16 protein-coding genes are annotated in these 21,537 nt (G+C 65.1%); 12 read left to right on the forward strand and 4 right to left on the reverse strand.

Annotated elements, in window-relative coordinates:
- The first annotated feature begins 112 nt into the window (after positions 1-112).
- The 3 genes from QFZ57_RS08630 (at position 113) to QFZ57_RS08640 (ending at position 3,587) form a co-directional block, all read left to right on the forward strand.
- Complete coding sequence (locus QFZ57_RS08630; RefSeq protein ID WP_306630022.1) at positions 113-1,057, forward strand: carbohydrate ABC transporter permease; 945 nt, start codon at positions 113-115, stop codon at positions 1,055-1,057.
- Positions 1,047-1,991, forward strand: coding sequence for a carbohydrate ABC transporter permease (locus tag QFZ57_RS08635; protein ID WP_306630023.1), 945 nt, complete (start codon positions 1,047-1,049; stop codon positions 1,989-1,991). Before QFZ57_RS08630 ends, QFZ57_RS08635 begins: the two co-directional genes overlap by 11 nt.
- Positions 1,992-2,228: 237 nt before the next feature.
- Complete coding sequence (locus QFZ57_RS08640; RefSeq protein WP_306630024.1) at positions 2,229-3,587, forward strand: ABC transporter substrate-binding protein; 1,359 nt, start codon at positions 2,229-2,231, stop codon at positions 3,585-3,587.
- A 152-nt stretch (positions 3,588-3,739) separates the two neighbouring features.
- On the opposite strand, the gene QFZ57_RS08645 is transcribed toward QFZ57_RS08640, so the two are convergent.
- Together QFZ57_RS08645 and QFZ57_RS08650 are read right to left on the reverse strand one after the other, a co-directional pair.
- Positions 3,740-5,164, reverse strand: coding sequence for an HNH endonuclease (locus QFZ57_RS08645; RefSeq protein ID WP_306899526.1), 1,425 nt, complete (start codon positions 5,162-5,164; stop codon positions 3,740-3,742).
- Positions 5,165-5,318: 154 nt separating this feature from the next.
- The gene (locus tag QFZ57_RS08650; RefSeq protein ID WP_306899527.1) at positions 5,319-7,334 is read right to left on the reverse strand and encodes a beta-galactosidase; all 2,016 of its coding nucleotides are present in this window, start codon (positions 7,332-7,334) and stop codon (positions 5,319-5,321) included.
- Between the two features lie 175 nt (positions 7,335-7,509).
- Between QFZ57_RS08650 and QFZ57_RS08655 the strand changes: the two genes are divergently transcribed.
- Genes QFZ57_RS08655 through QFZ57_RS08675 form a run of 5 tightly spaced genes read left to right on the forward strand, consistent with a single transcriptional unit; the run spans position 7,510 to position 12,644 of the window.
- Positions 7,510-8,799 (forward strand): ABC transporter substrate-binding protein, encoded by a 1,290-nt coding sequence (locus QFZ57_RS08655; RefSeq protein ID WP_306630027.1) that lies wholly within the window; start codon positions 7,510-7,512, stop codon positions 8,797-8,799.
- Positions 8,800-8,847: 48 nt separating this feature from the next.
- Complete coding sequence (locus QFZ57_RS08660) at positions 8,848-9,801, forward strand: carbohydrate ABC transporter permease (protein WP_306630028.1); 954 nt, start codon at positions 8,848-8,850, stop codon at positions 9,799-9,801.
- Complete coding sequence (locus QFZ57_RS08665; protein WP_306630029.1) at positions 9,798-10,715, forward strand: carbohydrate ABC transporter permease; 918 nt, start codon at positions 9,798-9,800, stop codon at positions 10,713-10,715. The genes QFZ57_RS08660 and QFZ57_RS08665 overlap by 4 nt, the downstream gene beginning before the upstream one ends.
- A gap of 19 nt (positions 10,716-10,734) precedes the next feature.
- Positions 10,735-11,367 carry a Poxvirus protein I5 gene (locus QFZ57_RS08670; protein ID WP_306899531.1) on the forward strand — a complete coding sequence of 211 codons (633 nt, stop codon included), beginning with the start codon at positions 10,735-10,737 and terminating at the stop codon, positions 11,365-11,367.
- 2 nt (positions 11,368-11,369) lie between these two features.
- Complete coding sequence (locus QFZ57_RS08675) at positions 11,370-12,644, forward strand: MFS transporter (RefSeq protein ID WP_306899533.1); 1,275 nt, start codon at positions 11,370-11,372, stop codon at positions 12,642-12,644.
- Here the strand turns inward: QFZ57_RS08675 and QFZ57_RS08680 are convergent.
- A complete protein-coding gene (locus QFZ57_RS08680) occupies positions 12,631-15,909 on the reverse strand; it encodes a family 78 glycoside hydrolase catalytic domain (protein ID WP_306899535.1) in 3,279 nt (1,092 codons plus the stop codon). The two genes, QFZ57_RS08675 and QFZ57_RS08680, sit on opposite strands and share 14 nt — an antisense overlap.
- A complete protein-coding gene (locus tag QFZ57_RS08685; protein WP_306899537.1) occupies positions 15,909-17,114 on the reverse strand; it encodes a Gfo/Idh/MocA family protein in 1,206 nt (401 codons plus the stop codon). Before QFZ57_RS08685 ends, QFZ57_RS08680 begins: the two co-directional genes overlap by 1 nt.
- Positions 17,115-17,350: 236 nt before the next feature.
- Between QFZ57_RS08685 and QFZ57_RS08690 the strand changes: the two genes are divergently transcribed.
- The 4 genes from QFZ57_RS08690 to QFZ57_RS08705 all read left to right on the forward strand — a co-directional run bounded on the left by QFZ57_RS08690 (position 17,351) and on the right by QFZ57_RS08705 (position 21,528).
- The gene (locus QFZ57_RS08690) at positions 17,351-18,019 is read left to right on the forward strand and encodes a YesL family protein (RefSeq protein WP_306630033.1); all 669 of its coding nucleotides are present in this window, start codon (positions 17,351-17,353) and stop codon (positions 18,017-18,019) included.
- 129 nt (positions 18,020-18,148) lie between these two features.
- Positions 18,149-19,678, forward strand: a complete 1,530-nt coding sequence (locus tag QFZ57_RS08695) for an extracellular solute-binding protein (protein ID WP_306899539.1) — start codon at positions 18,149-18,151, stop codon at positions 19,676-19,678.
- Complete coding sequence (locus QFZ57_RS08700; protein WP_306899541.1) at positions 19,679-20,653, forward strand: ABC transporter permease; 975 nt, start codon at positions 19,679-19,681, stop codon at positions 20,651-20,653.
- Positions 20,654-20,655: 2 nt separating this feature from the next.
- Positions 20,656-21,528, forward strand: a complete 873-nt coding sequence (locus tag QFZ57_RS08705) for a carbohydrate ABC transporter permease (protein ID WP_306899543.1) — start codon at positions 20,656-20,658, stop codon at positions 21,526-21,528.
- The last annotated feature ends 9 nt before the right edge of the window (positions 21,529-21,537 follow it).

Genomic DNA, 21,537 nt, shown 5'->3' on the forward strand with positions numbered 1-21,537 from the left:
AGGCCACGATGACCAAAGGAGACCACATGGCCGCAAAACACATCTCCAGGACACTGCGTCCGGCCCGGGTGCCAGCCGCAGTTTGCCTGGCGTCCCGGACAGGGCAGCTCCTGTGAGCGCCATCAGCGAGCTCAGCTCGATTAGCCGGCGGAAGGGCAAAGCCACACCTGAGGAGAAGAAGGCGAACAGGCGGGACAACAAGGCCGCTTACATCTTCCTGCTGCCGTGGCTGGTAGGCCTGGTGGCAATCACCATCGGCCCCATGCTGATGTCCCTGTACTTGTCCTTTACGGACTACAACCTGCTCCAGCCGCCGGAATGGACAGGGCTGGACAACTTCACCCGGATGCTCAGTGATGCCCGGCTGCACAATTCGCTGCGGGTGACGTTTACGTATGTCTTTATCGGGGTGCCGCTGCAGCTCGCTGTGGCTCTGTTGATTGCGCTCGTGCTGGACAAGGGGCTCCGCGGGCTCCCGTTCTACCGTTCGGTGTTTTACCTGCCGTCCCTGCTGGGCGGTTCGGTTGCCGTGGCCATTCTGTGGAAGCAGATTTTCGGCACTACGGGCCTGGTCAACCAGGTCCTGGCCATGTTCGGGATCCAGGGCCCGGGGTGGATCTCGGACCCCAGCACGGCTTTGGGTTCGATCATTCTGCTGCACGTCTGGACTTTTGGTGCCCCGATGATTATCTTCCTGGCAGGCCTGCGGCAGATCCCCAACATGTACTACGAGGCCGCCAGGGTGGATGGCGCCACCACGCTCCAGCAGTTCGGGCGGATCACCCTGCCGATGCTGAGCCCGATCATCTTCTTCAACCTGGTGCTGCAGATCATCGGTTCCTTCCAGTCGTTCACCCAGGCGTTCATCGTCTCCGGTGGCAACGGCGGGCCTTCGGACTCCACGATGTTCTTCACCCTGTACCTCTACCAAAAGGGCTTCGGCCAGTTCGACATGGGCTACGCATCAGCCATGGCCTGGGTGCTGCTGCTCATCATCGGCGTGTTCACCGCCATCAACTTCATCGCTTCTAAGTATTGGGTTTTCTATGACGACTAAGCTTGAGACGCTGCCCACCCCGGACGAGAAGTCAGCGGGCGCCGGCAAGCCTACGAACCGCAAGCGCAGGGTCCGCGAGTCCCGGGGAACGCTGGCCTTCAGCCGTGCCCAGCGCGGTAAATCGCTGATGAAGCATGGCATCCTGATCCTGGCCGGCGGCCTGATGATCTATCCGCTCCTGTGGATGGTGGTGTCTTCACTGCGTCCGAACGAGCTGATTTTCCGGGAGCCCGGCCTGTGGCTGAACAGCCTGGAGATGAGCAATTACACCTCCGGCTGGTCGGCCCTGACGCACCCCTTTGGCCACTACATGCTGAACTCGGCCATTGTGGTAATCGGCTCAATTCTAGGGAACCTGGTGTCCTGCTCCATGGCCGCCTACGCCTTTGCCCGCCTGCAGTTCACGGGCAAGAAACTGTTCTTCGGGATCATGCTGCTGACCATCATGCTGCCGTTCCACGTGGTCATCGTTCCGCAGTACATCCTGTTCTCCCAGATCGGCTGGGTGAACACCTTCTGGCCGCTGCTGGTGCCCAAACTGCTGGCCACGGACGCGTTCTTCGTCTTCCTCATGGTGCAGTTCATCCGCGGCATTCCCCGCGAACTTGATGAAGCGGCGCGGATTGACGGTGCCGGCCATCCGCGGATCTTCCTGCAGGTGATTCTGCCGCTGATGGTGCCCGCACTGGCCACCACCACCATCTTCACCTTCATCTGGACCTGGAACGACTTCTTCGGCGCCCTCATCTACCTCACGGACCCTGACATGTTCACCGTCCCGGTGGCGCTGCGGGCCTTTGTGGATTCGCAGTCCGCCACCAGCTGGGGCTCGCTGTTCGCCATGTCCATCGTCTCCCTGCTGCCCGTCTTCCTGGTGTTCCTCTTCGGCCAGCGATTCCTCATCAAGGGCATCGCCACCACCGGTATCAAGTAAGCTGGCGCACCGCCCGGCAGCTCGAACGGCCCGTCCCGGTGACGGGCCGTTTGTCTGCCGGGGATGGTTTATCTCCCGGGCTCCGCTGGCAGCAATACCTTGTATTACAAGTGCAGAACTTGTAGCATTAGTGCAAGAAAGCGCTTTCACTGAGTTGCGGCCAGTTCTTCTGCTGCCGGCCCGCAACACATTCCCCATCAGAACAAACCCTTGGATCAAAGAAGATCGGAGTACACAGTGCCGCTTTTTCCCCGTCCTGCGTCTGCTGCCAGGCAGCACGCAGGGGCACCCGCTTCAGGCGCCTTGCGCCGAACCCGTAAAGCCGGCGCGGTTGCCGCCGCCGTCGCCGCCGTCATGGCCCTTAGTGCCTGCGGAGGGGGAGCTGCCCCGCAGAATGCTGATGGCACCGTCGAGCTCCGTTTCTCCTGGTGGGGCGGCGACAAGCGCGCCCAGCTGACCCAGGAGGCAATCAAGCAGTTCGAAGCCGAAAACCCCAAGATTAAGGTCAAGCCCGAGTTTGGTGACTGGAGCGGCTACTGGGACAAGCTGGCCACGCAGGTGGCCGCCAACGATGCCCCCGACATCATCCAGATGGACGAGAAGTACATCACGGAGTACTCCAGCCGTGGCGCCCTTCTTGACCTGTCCAAGTACGAGATCGACACCTCCAAGCTGGACGAAGCGGCACTGAACGCAGGAAAGAGCGAGAAGGGCCTGACGGGAATCGCCGCAGGCATCAACGCCGCCACCATCCTGGCCAACCCGGCCGTCTTCCAGGCCGCCGGAGTCCCGCTCCCGGACGACACCAAGTGGACGTGGGACGACTTTGGCCGCATTGCAGCAGAGATCACGGCCAAGTCGCCCAAGGGAACCTATGGGGCAGCCGCCTATGGAACTGACGAGGCTTCCCTGGGGGTCTGGCTCCGGCAGAATGGCAAGTCACTGTACACCTCCGACGGCAAGCTGGGCTTCGAGCCGGGCGATATCGCCGAGTGGTGGGCCAACCTGAAACAGCTGAGCCAAAAGAAGGCGGTGCCATCCGCGTCCGAGGTGGTGGAAGCCGAAGCTGCTCCGCTTGACCAGAGCGGACTGGCGACGGGCAAGAACGGCATGGCCTTCTGGTGGTCCAACCAGGCTCCGGCCCTGGAAAAGGCCAGTGGCGGCGACCTGAAGATCCTGCGGTTCCCCACCAAGACAGGCTCTGCCGATGAAGCGGGCCTTTGGTACAAGGCCTCGCAGTTCTGGTCCGCCTCCTCGCGCACCAAGCACCCGCAGGAAACTGCCAAGTTTATCGACTTCCTGACCAACAACGTCAAAGCCGGCGAGGCCCTCCTTGCCGACCGCGGTGTCTACCCCAACTCGGAGGTCCGGGCTGCGATCCAGCCGAAACTGACCCCGGCCGACGTCAAGGTGGTCAACTTCATCGACCAGATCAAGGATGAGCTCGGCGAGGCCCCGGCGCCGCCGCCGAAGGGTGCGGGCGCCATCCAGGAAATCATCAAGCGGTACACCTCGGAAGTGCTGTTCGAACGGCTCTCTCCAGAGGACGCGGGCAAGAAAGCGACCGACGAGATGAAGTCCGCCATCGGCAGCTAGTCCTCACCCCGCCAACACGGCTCCGGGCAGTCTGGATGGTGCCTCCCCATCCAGGCGTCCGACGGCGGGTGGCAGCTCCGCCCCGGCGGGAACCAGTGGTTCCTCCCGGGGCGGAGCTGTTTAACGGAGCGTGCTGCTTTCACGGGCAGTGGTCAAGGAACGCCGCTCTCCCATAATTCAGCACGCTGGCGGAGCTGCCGCGGCCCGTGGATGCGCGGCGGTAAGGCCGTCCCCAAGAAGTGGAATCGTGTACCCGGTAGTGGTGGGGCGGTGGAGTGGTAGGTGTGGCCGGTTGGGGTGGTGGTTGCCACGGTATGGCGTGGGCCGGGGACGGGTTTTGCGGTCCAGCCGGGTGTTTCTTTGGTGTGGTTGCAGGCTTCGCAGAGGCCCTGGCCGTTACCGGCGCTGGTGGGTCCGGCGTTGTGCCAGGCGGTGATGTGGTCGTGGTGGCGGATCGGGGCGTCGCAGTACGGTGTGCGGCAGGTATCGTCCCGGATGTAAAGGAAGCGCTTCAAGCCCGCGGGGAAGAGCCGGGCTTTGGAGTCCACCGCCAGCAGTTCCCCGCTGCCGGGGGCGGTGTAGAGCCGCCGGACCCACAGGCTGGGTTCGTTGTGGCCGGCGCTGTTGAGGGCGATGTCCCGGGCCAGGGCTGCCGGTAGTACGCCGTAGCCGGGGAGCCGGGCGGGTTCGGCGTCGGCCTGGAGGAGGGTGCGGTCGGTCATGACGAGTTGGATCTGCACCCCGCTGATCCTGCCGGGTGTGCCGGTGAGGCGTTCGACGAGGGTGTCGGCCATGACCTGGCCCCGGGACCGGTCATCCCCGGCCGAGCGTGCCGTGTCGGCGTCGCGGGTCAGGGCTGCGTAGGCGGCGACGCCCTGGGCGGCGGGCAGCAGGGCGGTCAGGCAGGTCATGGTGTCCGGTGCCGGGCGCAGACTCGCGGTCCGTTCCGTGACCGCGCGGGCCGCCCGCTTCGCCACTGAGGCAGGGTCCCGCCGGTACGCGGCGGCCCGGACAGCGGCGATTACGGCCTTATCTCCCATCCCTTCGAGGGTGCCGGTGTCCGCGGCGAGTTCCTGATCCACCCCGGCCCGGTCCCCGGCACTGAGGCAGATGGTTTCCTTCACGATCAGGGTGGCCCGCCACTCATTCAACAGCCCAGCCCGGAACGCGGCGAACGTGTGCGGCATCCCGGTCAGGGTTCTGGCCAGCCCCAGCAAGCGTGAACCCCGGGCCGGTGACTCCCGCCGCGCCAACGCGATCTGCGCGCCGACCCCGGCGCCCTGCTCATCGACGGGCACCCCGGCGGCGGCCTGCTCCCGCCGCTGCTGCAGGTCGAAGGCCACCGCGGTATCGGCCTGCCGGGCGCCGACCGCAGATTTCAGATCCTCCAACTCCCGCAGCTGACCAATCTTCCCCGCCCCATCAGCAGCCAACGGAACGGAACCCAGCAAGGCCAGGACGTCAGCAAGGGAAGGCGCATCAGAAGGAACAGCCGAGGACTGGGGCGCATCAACAACAAGGTGTGTCCGATGCTCCGCCCCCAGCCCTACCGCCACCGTCCCCAAAACTGCTTCCATAACCAAAGCTTTGCACCCGGGTCCGAGAAAGACAGCCGCCCACAAGCCCTATGTGGAAAACCGGGAAGCCGCCCGTCCCAAGCCGCCCTGAACCCAAACACAACGGCGGTGCCGAAAGGAGGCACCGCCGTCGTACCCTGTTCGACGCGGCTGCCTATCCTTCGGAAACCACCACAACACCGCCGGCCGGTACAGTGCCGGCAAACGCCTCGCCTGTCAGCAGGTCAGTGCCAGAAACGGAGACTGCGGCATCCGAACGCGTGTGGTTGATGGCGAACAGGAAGCTGCGTCCATCTTCGGCGAACCGGCGCACCAGCTCCACACCGGGGTCGGCAGCGGCAACGGGGGAGACTCCTGACTCGGCCAGCAGCTTGTCCAAAACGGCTTCGATCCCGTCAGGGTTGGGGAAGGTGGCCAGGTACCAGGCCGCCCCCGCACCAACGGCGCGGCGCGTGAGGGAAGGGACGCCCTCCAGCGGGTACTCGGTAAAGTTCAGCACCGTCTCCGCGCCGGCCAGATGGACGTGCTCGCTCCAGACCGAAGACAGCGTCCCGTCGCTCAGCTTCAGCTCGGAACCGGCGAGGAGGGGATGGAACTCCTCCACCCGCACCCCCAGAAGCTCCCGGAACGCGCCAGGATAGCCGCCCAGCCGCACGTGGTCCTGCTTGTCCACAATGCCGCTGAAGTAACTGATCAGGACAGTGGCGCCGGCGGAGGCGGCAGCAGCAATATTCGCCGCGTCCTCATCCGAAACCGTGTACAGCGTGCACACCAGGACCAGGTCATACCCCTCCAGCGAAGCAGAGGGATGCACCAGGTCCACGGAAATTCCACGGAGGAACAAGGCGCGGTGGAAAGCCCTCAGCAGGTCCAGGTACTTCACGTCGATGCTCGGCTTGGAGTCGATCTCGCTGGCCCACCAAGCCTCGTAGTCAAAGACAATGGCGGCGCGGGACTGGACCCGGGAACCGCGCACGGGTTCAAGCTTCTTCAGCGTTGCGCCAAGCTCCACCACCTCCCGCCACACGCGGGTGTCCCGGCCGCCGTGCGGCACCATGGCCGAGTGGAATTTCTCCGACCCGGCAAAGCTCTGGCGCCACTGGAAGAACATCACGGCGTCTGCCCCGCGGGCCACGTGCGCCAATGAATTGCGCAGCATCTCGCCGGGCATCTTGGGCTGGTTGCGCGGCTGCCAGTTCACGGCCGACGTCGAATGTTCCATCAGGATCCACGGGTCACCGCCCGCAATGCCCCGGGTGAGGTCCGCGCTGAACGCGAGTTCGATGTGCCGTTCGGGGTCGGCGGCCACCAGGTAGTGGTCGTTGGCGATGACGTCCAGGTCCTTGGCCCAGTCGAAGTAGTCCATGGACTTGGTGGCACTCGAGGCCATCAGGTTGGTGGTGCAGGGGATGCCCGGTGTTACCTCGCGCAGGACGGCGACGAGTTCCCGGTAGTAGTCCATCAGCGCCCAGGAGTTGAACCGCTGGAAGTCCAGCTGCTGGCCCGGGTTCAGGGTGGAGGGGGCATCGGAAGGCGGCAGGACCTCATCGAAGGAGCCGTAGTTCTGGGACCAGAAGGCCGTCCCCCAGGAAGCATTGAGCGCATCGATGCTCCCGTACCTGTGCTCCAGCCAGGCGCGGAAGGCGGCGGCGTCCTCTTCGCCGTAGAACTCCGAGACGTGGCAGCCGAGTTCATTGTCCACGTGCCACAGCGCCAGGGCGGGGTGGTCCTTGTAGCGTTCAGCGAGCTTGCGGGTAATTCCGGCGGCATAGCGGCGATAGACGGCCGACGACGGCGTGTAGTGCCGCCGCGAGCCCGGCCCCAGTACGGTTCCGTCAGCAGTGACCGGCAGGATTTCCGGATGCTTGCGCGCCAGCCAGGCAGGAGGTGCGGCGGTGGCAGTGGCCAGGGCCACCTTGACGCCGATGCCGGCGAGGTTGTCCATGACCTCGTCCAGCCAGCCGAAGTCGTAGTGACCCTCGGCGGGCTCCAGCAGCGCCCAGGAGAAGATCCCCACGCTGAGGAAGTTCACCCCGGCTTCCTGCATGAGCTCCAGGTCCTCCAGCCGGACACTGGCCGGCCACTGTTCGGGGTTGTAATCCCCGCCGAAGGCGATGCCCTCAACCTTGTTCCAAACGCTGGTTGGGCCGGCGGTTTCCTGCTGTGCCATGCGACTCCTATGTCTGTTCCGGGCGGAAACTGGATCTGACATCAGACCTTTGGAAAACGCTTGCCCAAATCCCTGATAGCGGATATTGTATCGTTTCAGAAGCCGTGTTAGCCAGCTCACTGCGCTCGTTGTAGGCCGAGAAATGGCGAAGCACCCATCGAGCAAGGAGGCTCCCGTGATTAACAGAAGGCATTTCCTCACAACCGTTGCCGTCGGCACCGCATCTGCCGCCGCCCTGGCGGCTTGTGGCAACGGATCCAGCTCTTCCGGCCAGACCGGATCCGCGCAGAACCCCGTCACCATCAACTACACCTGGTGGGGCAACGATGACCGCGCCACCCGCACCCGCAAGGCCATCGAGCTGTTCGAATCCAAGAACCCGGATATCAAGGTCAACGGCAACTTCACCGACTTCGCCGGCTACTGGCAGAAGCGCGCCACCGAGGCTGCCGGCGGCGGCCTGCCGGACGTCATGCAGTGGGACCTGTCCTACCTGCGCGACTACGGCCAGCGCAACCAGCTCCTGGACCTCAGCACCGTGAAGATCGATACCTCCACCTTTGAAAAGTCCCTCCTGCCCTCCGGGCAGATCAAGGGCAAGACCTACGGCATCCCCACCAGCACCAATGCCTTCGCTGTCTACTACGACCCCGCAAAGCTGGCCTCCCTGGGCGTCGCCGAGCCGACCGGCAAGTGGAACTACAAGGAATTCAATGACTTCCTGACCCAGGTTGGCACCAAGAGCAATGGTGCCCTCTTCGGCGGCACCGACTACACGGGCGTTTGGTGGATGTTCAACGTCTGGCTCCGCCAGAACAACATCGAAGCGTTCACTGAAGACGGCAAGCTCGGTTTCACCAAGGACGACATGAAGAAATGGTGGAACACGACGGCCGGCCTGCGCGGCACTCCCGCCATCGTCTCCGAAGAGCGCGTCACGCAGCTGGCACCCAAGTCGCCGTTCGGCTCGAACGTTACCGCCACCGAAGTCACCTGGGACAACTTCATGGCCGGCTACCTTGCAGACAGCGGGGCGAAGGAACTGAAGCTTGTTCCCGTCCCGTCGGATGCCCCGGACAACCTGGGCCTGTTCCTGAAGCCGTCCATGCTGATGGTGGCCAGCGCCAAGACCAAGTACAAGGACGCTGCCGCCCGCTTCATCGATTTCATGGTCAACGATCCCGAGGTGGGCCAGATCTTCAAGACCTCCCGTGGTGTCCCGGCCTCCAAGACCCAGCGTGACGGCACCACCTTCGAAGGTACGGACAAGCTCGTGGTGGACTACGAAAAGTCCATCGAGAAGTACCTCAAGGACGCTCCCCAGCCGCCCATCGTCGGCTTCGGCACCCTCGAAGCTTCGTTCAAGCGTGTCTCCTCGGACCTGAACTACGGGAAGCTGACCGTCGATGGCGCAGCCGACGCTTGGTTCAAGGAAGCCGAAGACCTCATCAAGCAGAATGCCTGATCAGGCAGACTGTCTGACCAAGATGTTCACAACTGACGGAATGAACTCGTGACACAAAGCCCAACTCTGAGCAGGCGTTCGGCGCAATCCGCTCCCACGCTGCCGCGCAAGTCGCGGCAGCGTGGTGTGGACGCCCGCGCCGGCTACACCTTCCTGCTGCCCTGGCTGCTGGGATTCATCGCCCTCACGGTTGGGCCCATGATTTCCTCGCTGTACTTGTCGTTCACCAATTACAACCTGTTCGATCCGCCCAAGTGGATCGGCCTGGACAACTACACCACCCTCTTCCAGGACGAACGGTTCCTGCAGTCAGTGGGCGTGACCGTGGGCTATGTGGTCTTCGGTACCCCGCTGAAGCTCGCCGCAGCGCTGGCGGTTGCGATGCTCTTGAACAGCAAGCGCCGCGGCCAGGGTTTCTACCGGTCCGCGTTCTACGCCCCGTCCCTGATCGGCGCGTCCGTGTCCATCGCGATCGTCTGGAAGGCCATGTTCGGCGATTCCGGTCCGGTGGACCAGGGCCTGTCCTTCTTCGGGATCAACCTGGGCGGGTGGGTGGGCAACCCGGCCATGACCATGCCGATGTTCATCCTGCTGACCGTCTGGCAGTTCGGTGCCCCGATGGTGATCTTCCTCGCCGGCCTGAAGCAGATCCCCACCGATCTCTACGAGGCGGCGTCCATGGACGGAGCCGGCCCGGTGCGGAAGTTCTTGAACATCACCTGGCCCATGCTCTCCCCGGTGATCTTCTTCAACCTGCTGATGGAAACCATCCATGCGTTCCAGATTTTCGCGTCGGCCTACATCATTTCCAACGGTGAAGGCGGCCCGGCCGGCTCCACTCTCTTCTACACCCTTTACCTGTACCTGCGGGGCTTCAGCGATTTCCGGATGGGATATGCCTCCGCAATGGCATGGCTGCTGGTCATCGTGGTCGGCATCATCACGCTGATCTTCTTCCGCACGTCCAAATCCTGGGTCCACTACAGCGGTGATGCAAAATGACAACCACGGCAACCCCTACCCAGTCCACCCCGGACGCCAGCGCCCAGGCCTACGACCCGAAATCCGAATCTGTGGGGACCAAGCGGGCCAAGAGCGCCGTCTTCCACCTCGTGGCCCTCATCCTTACCGGCATCGTGCTCTACCCCGGCCTGTGGATGATCGCCTCGTCCTTCAAGCCCAACTCCGAGATCGGCGGCGGCAACACGTCGCTGTGGTCCAACAACTTCAGCTTCGACAACTTCGTCACGGCGATGGACGGGATCGGCGGGGTATCCACCCTGCAGTTCTTCACCAACTCACTGATCCTGGCCATCGGCGCCGTCGTGGGGACAGTCCTTTCGGCCAGCGTCTCTGCCTACGCCTTCGCCCGGATCAACTTCCCCGGCCGCAGTATCTTCTTCGGCATGATGATCGCCACGCTGCTGCTGCCCTTCCATGTGGTGATCATCCCGCAGTACATCGTGTTCCAGCAGCTGGGCCTGGTGGACACCTACGTCCCGTTGCTGATCGGCAAGTTCCTGGCCGCGGACGCGTTCTTCGTCTTCCTCATGGTCCAGTTCATGCGCGGCCTGCCAGCTGAGCTGGATGAGGCGGCAAGGATCGACGGGGCCGGACATGTCCGGATCTTCGGTTCCATCATGCTGCCGCTGATGAAGCCGGCCCTGATCTCCACCTCGATCTTCTCCTTCATCTGGAGCTGGAACGACTTCCTGGGCCCGCTGCTCTACCTGAACACCCCGGACAAGTACCCGCTGCCGCTGGCACTGCGGCTCTTCGTGGACCAGACGCAGTCCTCGGACTACGGCGCCATGATCGCGATGTCCGTCCTGGCCCTGCTGCCGGTGCTGATCTTCTTCCTGATCTTCCAGCGGTACATTGTTGAAGGCGTCTCCACCCAGGGCCTCAAGGGCTGACGGAAAGGCGAGACAGAAAATGAGCGTCATGGGCAGCACCACACCCGCATCCGGCCACGAGCCCATTCCGGTGAACCGGTTCGCCCTGTTCTCCGAAACCCTCCTGGCAGGGGTGCTGGTGCTGGTGCTGTCCATCCCGCTTGTCACCATCCCCGCCGCCTACGCGGCCGGGACCGCCCACCTCGAGCGGCACCTGAACGGCAAGGATGATTCCGTCCGCGGCCTCTGGGGCCTGTTCAAGGCTGCCCTGCCGGGCAGTTGGAAACTTGGGATCACCACTGCGGCAGCCGCCGTCGTCATTGTCCTCAACCTTTTGCTTGCATGGGTGGGGCAGCTTCCGGGCCGCGGCGTGGTGCTGCCAGCCACCCTGCTCCTCGGCGCCGGCGCTGCCGTCCTGCTGCTCCGCACGGCGTCCTTATGGTCGGACTTTTCCGGCTCAGCCACCACGGGGAAGGACGCCTGGCGCCAGGCGTTCGACGCCGGCCAGACGGTATCCCTGCGTGACTGGACGGGGTCCCTGCTGCTCGCTTCCGCCCTGTTTTGCGCCGTGGTGTTCGTCTGGATGCTTGCCGCGCTCTTCGTAGTGGTTCCCGGCACCCTGATCCTGGCCGCGGCCGCGGTGAAACTGCGATCCAACCGCCGCCGGCACTGACGGTGCCCTCCCGCCGCACCCGTTCCGCACCGGCGGCGGCCCTTCCGCACCTCAGCCAGCCCCGCTGGTACCACCCTCTAAAGCAGCACAACTACCGGCTGTTCCTGGCCATGCAGTTGGCCGGAAGCCTTGGCGTGTGGATGCAGCGCCTGGCCCAGGACTGGCTGGTGCTGCAGCTGACCGGAAGCCCTGCCGCGGTGGGGGCCGCCGTCGCCCTGCAATTCCTGCCCATGCTGGTGGTGGGGCCGCTCGCGGGCCTGGTGGTGGATATCTTCCCTAAGCGCCGGATCATGATGGTGTGCCAGTCCGTTATCGTGCTGCTCGGCCTGGGGCTGGCGGCGTGGGCCGCAAGCGGCACCATCACTGTGGCGGTCGTTTACGCGAGCTGCATTGCCCTGGGTATCACCGCAGCGGTGGACCAGCCCACCCGGCAGGTCTTCGTCAACGAGGTGGTGGGCGACGCCGCCCTGCGTCCCGCCATCGGACTGAACAATGCGCTGTCCCAACTTGGCGCCATGGCCGGACCTGCACTAAGCGGGGTCCTTATTGCCCAGGCCGGACCGGCAGCCGCCTTCGCCTCAAACGCGCTGATCGGCGTGGTGGTGCTGGGCTTGATTGCCGCCATTCGCAACCATGAGCTGCACCCCAGTACTCCGGCCGCGCGGGGGCGCGGGCAGGTGCTCGCTGGTTTCCGGTATGTCCGGGAACGGCCGCGGCTGCTCCTCGTCATCCTGCTGGCGGGCCTGCTGGGAGCCTTTGGCATGAACGGTCCCGTGGTCCTTGCCGCCTTCGCCGAGCGGGTGTGGCACAACGGCGTGGAGGGCTTTGGCCTGTTCAATACCGTGAGCGCCGTCGGTGCCCTGGCCGGGGCACTCCTGGCTGCCCGGCTGGGGAACATGGGCCGCAGGGGCATCGTGGCTGCGGCGGGTCTCTTCGGGCTGTTCCAGTTGGTGGCCGCCCTCATGCCCACCCTGCTGCTGTTCGTCGCCATGCTGGTGGTGGTGGGCATGATGACGCTGTTGTTCCTGACCAGCGCCGCCACCGCCGTCCAGCTTGAGGCGGGGCCAGCCATCCGCGGCCGCGTCATGGCCCTGTACCTTCCGCTCCTGCTGGGTGGCCATGCGTGCGGCGGCCTCCTGGCGGGCTGGCTGACCGAACAGTTCGGCGTCCGCGCCGGCCTGGTAGTCACCGGCGGCCTGGGCATGCTCTCCGCGGTTGTGGTGGGCCTGCTGCTGTGGTGGCACAGGCGGCGCCAGCGGTTCGCTACGCGGGGGTGAACGACCAGGTTCCGGTGTGCACCCGGAAGCCGCGCGTGGCCGGGTGGGCTTCATCGTGGCCATTAGCAACGGACAGCACGACGGCGGCATCTGCACCGGGCCCCTTGACCCCGTAAGTGCCGGCGGGCAGCCGGACGGTGGCCGTGGTTCCGGGCGGAACGCTGCACTCCAGTTCCACCTGCCCGCCGCTCCGGCGCCAGCTGGCGTGCACATACCCGTTGCCCACCGGAACACTGCCGCGGGCATATTCCAGTCGGCAGAGGGGCGGTTCGATCAGCACCTGGTCACCGCCGGGAGCGCTGTAGCGGACGCCGAGCAGGTATTCCAGGATCTCCTTGAGCACGGAAGCGGACCAGGCATGGGACTGGCTGTAGTCGCTGCCGTCCGCGAGGTCCCACGCCTCCCAGGTAAAGGTGGCCCCGTGGTCCAGGAGCCGCGCCCACCCCGGCTGCTCCTTGTTCGTGAGCAGATCAAGCACCGCGTCCGTCATCCCCTGGGTCAACAATGCCCGGACCAGCCGGTGGACCGTCATGGGCCCCTGGCGCATTCCCATTCCGGCAATCCGGGCGGCATCAGCGGCAGCGTACGCAGGCCCGGTAATGCCCAGGGACAACGGGAAAGACGTTGCATGCTGGGAAGCGTGGGCGCTCGGTGTCCCGTCTGCGTACAGCCCGTCCACCATGACTCCGTCCACGCGCAAACGCGTACGAATGGCATCGGCGAGCATGCGGGCCGCGGCGGCGTACCGGATTGCCGCGTCCTCATCACCTGCCGCGCTGCAGAGCCGGGCCGTTGACAGCAGTGCCGAGTAGGCCTGGACGTTGACGGTGGTTTTGGCAGCGCACTCCATGTCGTAGCCGAACCGGCCGGGTGCGGGCCAGTCCACGATGCCGTGCAGGTAGGGCCCGGAGCCCCCGCCCAGCCTGGTGACCAGTCCCGCCGTCGGACCTTCCGCGGAAACGTACCGCAGGGCGTAGTCGGCCGTGTTGCACAAGTGGGGCAGCAGCTCCCGGACCAGGGCAAGATCGCCCGTACGCAGGTGGTACTCCTCCGCCCATTCCGGGAGCATCAGGGAAAAATCCGGGATGTCCCGTTTACCGTCCCCATTGGGGTACACGGCGTTGTAACGGCCCTTGTCCGCGCCGGAGGTCCAGTAGCGGCGGGCGGACCAGGCGAACTCCCGCAGCGCCTGCGCCGTGCAGGCGTGTTCGCCGAAGAGCGCCATGGTGGCGTAGGAGATGTTCGCGGCGTCGGCCAGGAACTGGCCCTTTTCCCTGGTGGGCGTGTCCACGAACTGCTCCTGGACGCCATACAGCGCCGAGTCGCGGAGCAGCCAGAATACGGCGTCCAGCGTGGGGTCCGAGCTGCTGAAACTGCCCTCGCCGGGGTGGCTGCCGTGCACGGTGACGGCGCCAACGCGGGAGACTTCCGCGGCATCAACGCCTGGAAGCTCGAGGTAGCGGAAACCCAGATGCACCGTGGCCCGGTGCTGCTGCGGACCGGAGGCCTGGGTGTAGGGGAAGGACATGTCGGTGTTCTGGCTGGCGGTCTTCCCGGCGTCAACCCTGCCATCGGACCGGAGGACATAACCGGCCCGGAGCATCACGGTGCGCCCGGGGACGCCGTCCAGGAAGTCAACCTCGGGCCGTGCGGGGATGACCTGGCCGAAGTCCGCAACCATCGTGCCGTCGTCGGCGGACAGGAACTGCTGCGGGGCCATGAACTCCCCGGCAAGGAAGGTCCGGCGGGGGTGCAGCCGGGGAAAGTCCGACGACGGGTGGTGGCCGGAGCTGATGGCGGCAGGAAGGTCAGCGGCAGCGTCCAGGGACGCCGCGGCATAGCCGTCCAGGTGCTCGACGGGATCGCCCTCGTCGTTGCGGTAGCCCGACTGGCGGTACGGCGCCTCACCCGCGGACCAGCCCGGACCCGAGGCAAGAAGATGCCGGCGCCCGTCGTCGTAGTCCACTGTGAGCCGGACCAGGAGGCCTGGGACGCCTGCAGCGCGGCCCTGGCCCGGACCGTACCAGTGGAGCAGCGCCGTCACTGGCACGGGCGTGCCCGCGGGGTGTGCTGCGAGCAGGCCGGTGACGTCGGCGGCGTCGTAGTAGCCCTCGCCCGGGTAGCCGAACGAGGTGGTGCTCAGGCAGTCCGTCCCTGCCACGGACAACTGGGCGTGGTGGTTGGCCGCCACGTACAGCCGGGCCCGCCGGACGGCTCCCGTGAGCTGGACTGTGGTCCGGAACAGGGTCCACTCATCCGGCTGGCGGTGTCCTGTGGTGCGGGGCCAATCCGCCAGGCACGCGAGGGCGTGGTCATCGCCCGCATCGAAACGGTGGTCGAGCAGGACAGCTTCGGTCCGGCCGGGAGCGGCACCAGTGATGCGGAGCCACGCATACTCCGCCTGGCTCCGCGGACCCTGGTGCAGAGCGAGCCTGCCGCCGGCCTGCGCAGCTGCCGGTTCGTCAACTGCCAGCAGTTCTGTTCCGTCCACCTCCACGCGGATGGTCAGCCCGTCGTCGCTGACAGCGAGGTTCCGCCAGGTACCCGGTGCCGTGACCTCGGCCCGGGCACTCGCCAATACCGCCGTCTCCGGAGCCGCGGGGGAGGGGATCTCCCATTCCGGGGCGCTGCGGAGCACAAGGTCTCCGTCCGCGCCCAGCTCCAGCAGCAGCCCGGTTCCCGCACCGCTGCTGCGCAGGAGCAGGCCGGCCCGGCCCATCACGGGGCGGAGCCGGGTTTCGAGCCGGAAGCTGCGCAGAACGGGGCAGGGAACAGGCAGGAAGGGGGAACCGGCTACGCGGAGTGCGTGGCCGAGGATTTCCAGCGGGGCGCGTCCGCCCGGGGCGCGGCTGATCCACTCGGACTGCCACGAGCCGTCCGAAAGACCCGTGCTGAAAGGCTCCGGAGATGACCAGGCGCCTGTAGTGCCGGCTGCGTCACGGATGCGGACGCGCCAGGCGTAGTCAGAGTCGTCGTCGAGCGCCGGGCCGCCGTAGGGAACGCCGCGCTGGCGAGAGGACGCCACCGGTCCCGAGCTCCACCTGACGGCCCCTTGGCTGTCCTGAACCTCAAGCTCGTAGCCGGTTTGCCGCGCCAGCGCCCGATCACCGCCGTCGTCCTGCCCCAGCTGCCAGCTGAACCCGGGGGAGGAGGCCGCTGTCAGGCACGGTGCAAGCCCGTCCGTCAGGAGGTTGGTCGCATGGAGTTGACCCGCACCCGCGGAAAGAGTGGTGGTCCCGGGAACCGCTGGTTCGTGACGTCCCATCAGGAGGCGGGAAGCTCGAAGACAGCCGGGACGGACGCGGCCCAGGGCAGGCCCAGTTCGCTGAACGTGGCATGCTGCCGGCCCGCGCGTTCCAGGGCGTCCTCGATGCCCACCACCACGGCGTGGGCTGCATCGCCGTCGCCTTCCCACCTGACGTGCGCGGGATCGATGGGGGCAGGGAGCGGTGCTGTGCGGACTGCTTCCAGGACCAGCATGAAGGCTCCGCTGTCCACGAGGCTGCTGATGAGCGGGGTGCCGTTGGCGCGGTGGGCCAGGAGATTCTCCGTCAGGTCGTCCCGGCCGTAGGTTTGCTCGCTGCGGCCGGCCGCCGTCTCGATGGTGAGCCGGTCCTGGGTGTAGTGGAACACCGCGGTACCGGCCGAGCCCTGGAGGGTGACATACGGCTCAACGGACTCCGAGGCGCAGATGGTCAGGGCGCAGGTGATGGGCAGCCCTGCCGCGGTGCGGATCCGGATCACCGAAGTGTCATCCGATTCGATGTCGTTGGCCCGGTAGAGCTCCGTCTCCACGGACGCAATGTCCGCGGTGGTGCGCGCGCCGGCAATCCGCAGTGCGGTTGCCACGGCGTGCGCCAGCGGGTTGGTGGCCACCCCATCCACCACGTCAACGCCATTGATGCTTCGTTTCCCGGCCCAGCGGGAGCGCTTGTAGTAGGCCCTGTCCCGGACCCAGCGGCCGGTGGCGGTGATGCCTTCCAGCGTTCCGATAGTTCCGGCGGCAATCAAGTCCTCAATGGCCTTCAACGCATGCGAGCCGAGGCTTTGGAAGCCGATCTGCACACTGTGGCCGGACGTGGATGCCGCCCCGCAGAGCCGGTTGAAGTCCGCCAGGGACGCCACGGGAGGTTTTTCCAGGTACAGCTCCGCGTCCGTGGCGAGGGCGGCCAGCGCCAGCGGGGCATGGGTCTGGATGGGGGTGGCCACAATGATCAGGTCCAGGTCACGCGTCGCCCCAAGGAGGTCATCGAGCCCCGGGAAGACAGCGGCCGGCGGCGGGACGGCGCCGGGTGCCGGCGGCTGGGGGTCGGCCACGGCAACAAGTTCGGTTGCGCCCGCCGCCTGGAGGCGCTCGAGGTTCCGCAGGTGGTGGGTGCCAAAGCCGTGCACTCCAACCAGCGCAACCCGTGCCGCTGCCCTGGTGGCTGTACCGGCGTCGCTGCCGGCGGCCTCCGTTGCCGTTCCCATGGTTCTCCTTCTGCCCGGCGGTCACCAGCGTCGTGGGCGCCTACATCCAGCAAGCGCTTTCCACCGTTCAGTGTGCGCCATGAGGGCGCGTCCCGTCCAGCTATGTAACGATTCAAAATTTAGCTTGACCCTGGCGCTGCGCGGGGTCTACATTTTCGAGAAACCGATTACCAGCGTGATGCGGAACGCTTTCCGCTTCGCCTCTGCAACGATGGAGAACAGAAGGGAGCCGTGCCATGCTGTCCGGAACCTTCAGTGCCCGCGCCTACTCGTTTTTTGACACGCTCGTGTGGGTGGCGGGCCTGAACCTGATGTGGATCGCTTTTACCGTGCTGGGTCTCGGAGTGTTTGGTGCAGGGCCCGCAACCGCAGCCGCGCAGATCGCGGTGCGCAAGCGGTCCGGTGGTGACGCAGCCCCGCTGCTGCGCGGCTTCGCCTCCGCGTATTTCCGGAACTTCTTCAGGGCGAACATCCTCTCGCTTCCGGTCCTGGCCGTCGCGGCGGCACTTGTCCTGAACTGGAACTACTTTTCCCGCAGTGGTGGGCTCTTCGCTCAATTCATGGCGGCCGCTATTTTCGTTGCCGCGATCTTCCTGGCCGGTGCTGCCTGCTACGTGTTCCCCATGTATGCCCGGTATGAGCTGTCGCTGCCGCAGTACCTGCTGATGTCGTCCCGGTTTGCCGTACGGCACCTGGCCGGGACGGTCATCCTGCTCTTTGTCTCCGCCGCAGTGGTGTATGCCAGCACCGCCCTCCCTGGCCTGATCCCGTTCTTCAGCATCGGGGCCTGGCTGTTCCTTACCGGATGGCTCTGCGACCGATTTTTCGCCGCAAATGATGACTCCGTGGCCGCGGCGGCGGAATCCGCCGGACGCTCCGCCTTCCAGGGAGCTTCCACCGCCTGACCTCCGTCCCGGCACCCTGGTGCTTGTCCTGGTGCCGCCCCGGCCCTGTCCGGGCTATCAAATGAAACGTATCAATAGTGTGGGCGAGACCAGCCCCAAAGAACCCCAACGAAGTGGAAAAGGAAAATAATGATCCGTAGGAAACTTTCCCTGGCCGCCGCCGTCGTCACCGCGACGGCGCTGACGCTAACGGCGTGCAGCGGCGGTGACACCCCCGCCGCTGACCTCACGTCCGTGTCCATCATGGCCCCGTTCCTTGAGGCGCAGCCGCCGGCCGCGGACGGCGCAGTCCAGAAGAAGCTGGAGGAGCTCACCGGCAAGCAGGTCAAGATCAACTGGACCCCCAACGCCTCCTACGAGGACAAGACCAACATCACGCTCGCGGGGTCTGACATCCCGCAGGTCATGGTGATCCAGGGCAAAACCCCCGGGTTCGTCAAGAACGCCCAGGCCGGCGCGTTCTGGGACCTCACGGACAAGCTGGACAAGTACCCCAACCTCAAGACCACGTTCCCGGACATCCAGAAGAATGCCAGCGTCAACGGCAAGGTCTACGGCGTGTTCCGCGGCCGCGCCCCCATGCGCGCGGCCGTCATGTTCCGGCAGGACTGGCTGGACAAGCTCGGCCTGCAGCCGCCCAAGACCACCGAAGACCTGTACAAGGTGGCGAAGGCCTTTACCGAGCAGGACCCGGACGGCAACGGCCAGAACGACACCTGGGGCATCACCATCCCCAAGTGGGGCGCGCTGGGCACCAACAGCCCCTACGACATGATCGAGGAATGGTACGGCGCCGGGAACCGCTGGACGGAGCGCGACGGGAAACTCATCCCCAGCTTCGAAACGGACGAATTCCTCGAGGCGGACCGGTTCATCAAGAAGATGGTGGACGAAAAGCTCATTAACCCCGACTTCGCCACCTTTGACAGCACCAAATGGAATGAGCCGTTCTTCAACGGCAAGGGCGGCATTATTGTCGACGTCGATTCCCGGGTCAGCGTCCTCATCAACCTCTTCAAGCAGGCAGACCCCAACAACTTCCAGAACAAGGTGGGCTTCGTGGGCAACCTCGAAGGCCCCGACGGTGAATTGCACGCCCACCCCACGGACGGCTACTCCGGCTTCCTGGCCGTCCCGAAGGCCAGCGTCCGGACAGAAGCTGAGCTGGACAAGGTCCTGGAATTCCTGAACACCATAAATGGCAAGGACGTGGCCGTGCTGCTGAACAACGGGATTGAGGACGTGAACTTCAAGGTGGAGGACGGCAAGGCTGCCACCATCAAGCCTGAAACCCCGGAGGGCAAGGCCGTCACCACCGATATCAAGAGCTACGCGCAGCTGGGCATGAATGTCGCCGGAAACGGGTTCTACCCGGTGAAGCAGCCCTCCGACTACGAGCAGCAGGTCTTCGACAAGCGCACCGAAGTCATGGCCCAGGACCTCAAGAGCGCCGTCTACAACCCGGCCGCACCCTACGTCTCCGAAACGTACGTGGCCAAGGGAGCGCAGCTGGACAACATCGTGGCAGATGCCCGGATCAAGTACCTGGCCGGCCAGATCGATGAGCAGGGCCTCAAGGATGCGATCAAGCTGTGGGGCACCAGCGGCGGCAACAAGGTCAAGGAAGAGATCAACAAGCTCTGGCAGGACAACAAGTAAATGGCAGCCCCTGTCATTGACACCCTTGCCGGGGAGCGGGCGCGCAGGAACGCGCCCACTCCCCGGACCGGGGGCAGGTTCTCCGTCCATTTCGCGCACTACAAATGGCTGTACCTGCTGCTGCTGCCTGGCGTGGTGTACTTCGCGGTGTTCCGCTATGCCCCCATGTACGGGGTGTCCATCGCATTCAAGGACTACGTCCCGTTCCTTGGCGTAAACGGCAGCCCCTGGGTGGGGTTCCGGAACTTCGAGGATTTTTTCGCCAACCCGGACTTTCCCCGGCTGCTGGGCAACACCCTCATCCTGGCTTTCCTCAACCTGGGCGTGGCCTTTCCGCTGACCATCGTCCTGGCGCTGCTGCTCAACGAAGTCCGGTTGTCCATCCTCAAACGCACCGTCCAGACCCTGGTGTACATCCCGCACTTCCTGTCCTGGACCATCGTGGCGTCCCTGAGCTTCCTGCTCTTCGCCCTGGACTTCGGACCGCTGTTCCTGTTCCTGAACACCGTGATGGGCACCGACATCGACTTCCTGTCCGATCCCGCCTGGTTCCGGCCCCTGATCGTGCTCCAGGAAATCTGGAAGAACACCGGCTGGGGCACCATCATTTTCCTGGCGGCCCTTTCCACCGTGGACCAGGACCAGTACGAGGCCGCCATCATTGACGGCGCCGGCAGGTTCCAGCGGGTCTGGCACATTACCCTTCCTGCCATCCGCTCCACGATCATTGTGATGCTGATCCTTGCCATCGGGCAGATGCTTAACACCGGCTTTGAACAGATCTACCTGATGACCAACGCCCTGAACCGCGAAGTGGCCGACGTCTTCGACACCTACGTCTACTTCGTGGGCATCACCCAGGGCGCCTACAGCTACTCCACCGCCGTGGGCCTGTTCAAATCCCTGGTGGGGATCGTGCTGATCTTCGGCACCAACGCCCTGGCCAAGCGGTTCAACCAGAGCGGACTGTTCTAGCCATGAAAATCCACAACACCCCCGGCGGCCGGATCTTTGACGCCGTCAACTACGTCTTCCTGTCCCTGATCGGCATCATCACGCTGCTGCCGTTCATCTACGTCTTCGCCGGCTCCTTCGCCACCGAGGCCGAGATCACCCGCCGGGCATTCTTCGTCTGGCCGGAGCAGTTCACCCTGGGCGCCTACGAGTACATCTTCGCCACCCCGGCGTTCGTCCGCGCCCTGGTGACCACCATCCTGGTCACGGCGGTGGGCACCCTGGTCCAGCTGGCCTTCACCGTGACCATGGCCTACCCGCTGGCCAAGAGAACCCTGCGGGGCAGGAACGTCATCCTCTCCCTGGTGGTTTTCGCCATGGTGTTCTCCGGCGGCATGATCCCCACCTTCCTCCTGGTCAAGGACCTGGGCCTGCTGAACTCCTACTGGGCCCTGATCCTGCCAGCGGCCATCAACCCGTTCAGCCTGATCATCATCAAGAACTTCTTCCAGGAACTCCCCCAAGAGCTGGAGGAATCAGCCAAGATGGACGGCGCCACCGAGATCGGAATCCTCTGGCGGATCCTGCTCCCACTGTCCAAACCGGTCCTGGCCACCTTTGCGCTGTTCTACGCCGTGGGCATCTGGAACGACTTCATGTCACCGCTGCTTTACCTCAGCGACAACTCCAAGTGGACCCTGCAGATGTACCTGCGCCAGGTCACCGCCGCCTCGGACCTCCTTGGCACCGGCAACGTGGACCCCAACTACATCCCGCCGGAACAGGGCATCAAGTTCGCCGTGATCGTGGTGGCCACCCTGCCCATCCTGATCTTCTATCCATTCCTGCAGAAGCACTTCGCCAAGGGCATGCTCATCGGTTCGGTCAAGGGCTGACCCCCGTCT

Source organism: Arthrobacter sp. B1I2, assembly GCF_030816485.1.
Lineage (GTDB): Bacteria > Actinomycetota > Actinomycetes > Actinomycetales > Micrococcaceae > Arthrobacter.